The organism is Pseudomonas sp. Sample_24, assembly GCF_004307605.1.
Taxonomy (GTDB): domain Bacteria; phylum Pseudomonadota; class Gammaproteobacteria; order Pseudomonadales; family Pseudomonadaceae; genus Aquipseudomonas.
The window spans coordinates 1-3,041 of sequence record NZ_RCNW01000269.1 but is presented as its reverse complement, the minus strand read 5'-3'; the positions used below and the strand labels follow the sequence as shown (position 1 = coordinate 3,041).

Sequence of the window (3,041 nt, the reverse complement as noted above, 5' to 3'; positions counted from 1 at the left end):
CGATCTGACATTCACCATTGATGTCGACTGTTAGACCGTGATCGCCAGCAAGCCGGCTCCTACAGAGGCAGAATGCTGGCGAACCGATCTGACATTCACCATTGATATCGACTGTTAGACCGTGATCGCCAGCAAGCCGGCTCCTACAGAGGCGGAATGCTGGCGAACCGATCTGACATTCACCATTGATGTCGACTGTTAGACCGTGATCGCCAGCAAGCCGGCTCCTACAAGGGAGATTGGTAGTGATTCAGAAATTGCGGATACAAAAAAAGCACCCCGCAGGGTGCTTCTTTTTTAACCGACCTCAGCGCTTCACTGAGCCGCCTGATTCTCCGACAAGACCAACTTGCCCTCTTTATCCACAGGGATCTGGTTGCCTGGATCGCGATCCATGCGCACCTTGCCTTCCTTGCCGTCCAGCGAATAACGCACGTCGTAACCCACAACCTTGTCGCTGATGTCATTCACCGTATTACAACGGGTTTGGGTCGTGGTGTAGGTGTCACGCTCCTGCATGCCCTCCTGAACCTTGTTGCCGGCATAACCACCACCGACCGCGCCCGCAACCGTGGCAATCTTCTTGCCAGTGCCGCCGCCGATCTGGTTACCCAGCAAACCGCCTGCCAGCGCACCTACCACTGTACCGGCGATCTGGTGTTGATCTTTCACCGGCGCTTGCCGGGTGACCGTGACGTCCTTGCACACTTCACGTGGAGTCTTGATTTGAGTCTTCACCGGCTCAACAGCGAGTACTTGCGCGTACTCAGGACCGTTATCTTTAACCAGGCTGTAGGTGGCCACAGCACCCCCGGCAGTCACACCGACAGCACCCAATACCGCACCAACCAGCATCGACTTGTTCACATGAACCTCCTGACCATCACCCGCGGAACATGTCCGCGCTTCTCCCAGCCTTGGAGCATAAAAAAAGGCGCGAGTTCAACTCGCGCCTTTTTCGGCTGACAGCTGGAAACGATGGCCGTTATGGACGGTCGTCGACTTCCTTCTCGGTATTCGCCGGAGGAATCAGGTCTTCAGTGCTCAGGTTCAGCCAGATCAGCACCACGTTGGCGATGTAGATCGACGAGTAGGTACCCGCCAGAACACCGATGAACAGGGCAATGGAGAAGCCGAACAGGTTGTCGCCACCGAAGAAAAGCAATGCTGCGATCGCCAGCAAGGTGGAGATCGACGTCGCCATGGTCCGCAGCAGGGTTTGCGTGGTCGAGATGTTGATGTTCTCGATCAGGTTGGCCTTGCGCAGGACCCGGAAGTTCTCACGAACCCGGTCGAATACCACGATGGTGTCGTTGAGCGAGTAACCGATGATCGCCAATACCGCCGCCAGTACCGTCAGATCGAAGGTGATCTGGAAGAACGACAGGATACCGATGGTCACGATCACATCGTGGATCAGCGAAACGATTGCACCGACCGCAAACTTCCACTGAAAGCGGAAAGCCAGGTAGATCAGGATGCCGCCCAGCGCCATCAGCATGCCGAGGCCGCCCTGGTCGCGCAGCTCTTCACCCACCTGCGGGCCGACGAACTCGACACGCTTGACCGTTGCCGGGTTCTCGCCACCGACCTTCTGCAAGGCCTCGGCGACCTGGTGCCCCAGTTGCGGGTCTTCGCCAGGCATACGCACCAGCAGATCGGTGGTCGCACCGAAGTTCTGCACGATGGCTTCGTGATAGCCGGCAGTCACCAGCTGTTCACGCACCTTGGTGACGTCGGCCGGACGCTCGTAGGTCAGCTCGATAAGCGTACCGCCGGTGAAGTCCAGGCCCCAGTTCATGCCCTTGGTGGCGACGCTGAACAGGGCCAGCACGGTAAGGAACAATGTGACGCCGAACGCGAAGTTGCGAACGCCCATGAAGTTGATTGTACGTAACATGGCAGCCCCTTAAATCCACAACTTCTTGAAGTCACGACCGCCGAAGATCAGGTTGACCATCGCGCGGGTCACCATGATGGCCGTGAACATCGAGGTAAAGATCCCGAGGGACATGGTCACTGCGAAGCCTTTGACCGGGCCGGTGCCCATGGCAAAGAGGATGCCGCCGACCAACAGTGTTGTCAGGTTGGCGTCGAGAATCGCAGTAAATGCCCGGCCGAAGCCTTCGTTGATTGCACGCTGCACGGTCATGCCGGCGGCGATCTCTTCACGAATCCGCGAGAAGATCAGCACGTTGGCGTCGACCGCCATACCCATGGTCAACACGATACCGGCGATACCCGGCAGGGTCAGCGTTGCACCCAGCAGCGACATCAAGGCCAGCAGCATCACCATGTTCACCGCCAGCGCGACGGTGGCGATGATGCCGAAGAAGCGGTAGATGGCGATGATGAACAGCGAGACGAACAGCATGCCCCACAGCGACGCATCGATACCCTTGGTGATGTTGTCCGCACCCAGGCTCGGGCCGATGGTGCGCTCTTCAGCGAAGTACATCGGCGCCGCCAGACCACCGGCACGCAACAGCAGCGCCAGTTCGGACGATTCGCCCTGGCCGTTCAGGCCGGTGATACGGAATTGCGCACCCAGCGGCGACTGAATGGTCGCCAGGCTGATGATCTTTTTCTCTTCCTTGAAGGTCTGCACCGGCACGTCTTTCTCGACGCCGTTCACCACTTGCTTGGTGTAAGTGGTCACAGGACGCTGCTCGATGAAGATCACCGCCATGCTGCGACCGACGTTCGAACGGGTCGCACGGCTCATCAGCTCGCCGCCGTGGCCGTCCAGACGAATATTCACTTCCGGAGTGCCATGCTCGCCAAAGCCAGCCTTGGCATCGGTTACCTGGTCACCGGTGATGATCAGGCCACGCTCGATCAGTGCCGCTGGACGATTGCCTTCACGGAACTCAAAGGATTCGGAAGTGGCTTTCGAAGCACCCGGCTCGGCCGCCAGACGGAACTCGAGGTTGGCCGTCTTGCCGAGGATACGCTTCGCTTCTGCGGTGTCCTGCACGCCCGGCAACTCAACCACGATGCGGTTGGCGCCCTGACGCTGAACGATCGGTTCGGCAACACCC

General features: G+C 58.7%; 3 protein-coding genes. All 3 read right to left on the bottom strand.

The window, feature by feature from the left end; genetic code table 11:
* Positions 1 to 315: 315 nt before the first annotated feature.
* Positions 316 to 867 carry a glycine zipper 2TM domain-containing protein gene (locus D8V06_RS14815; protein WP_056855159.1) on the bottom strand — a complete coding sequence of 184 codons (552 nt, stop codon included), beginning with the start codon at positions 865 to 867 and terminating at the stop codon, positions 316 to 318.
* Positions 868 to 985: 118 nt separating this feature from the next.
* Positions 986 to 1,900 carry a protein translocase subunit SecF gene (secF, locus tag D8V06_RS14810; protein WP_056855158.1) on the bottom strand — a complete coding sequence of 305 codons (915 nt, stop codon included), beginning with the start codon at positions 1,898 to 1,900 and terminating at the stop codon, positions 986 to 988.
* A gap of 9 nt (positions 1,901 to 1,909) precedes the next feature.
* On the bottom strand, positions 1,910 to 3,041 hold a 1,132-nt coding region (gene secD, locus D8V06_RS14805), incomplete at its 5' end, for a protein translocase subunit SecD (RefSeq protein WP_130931212.1).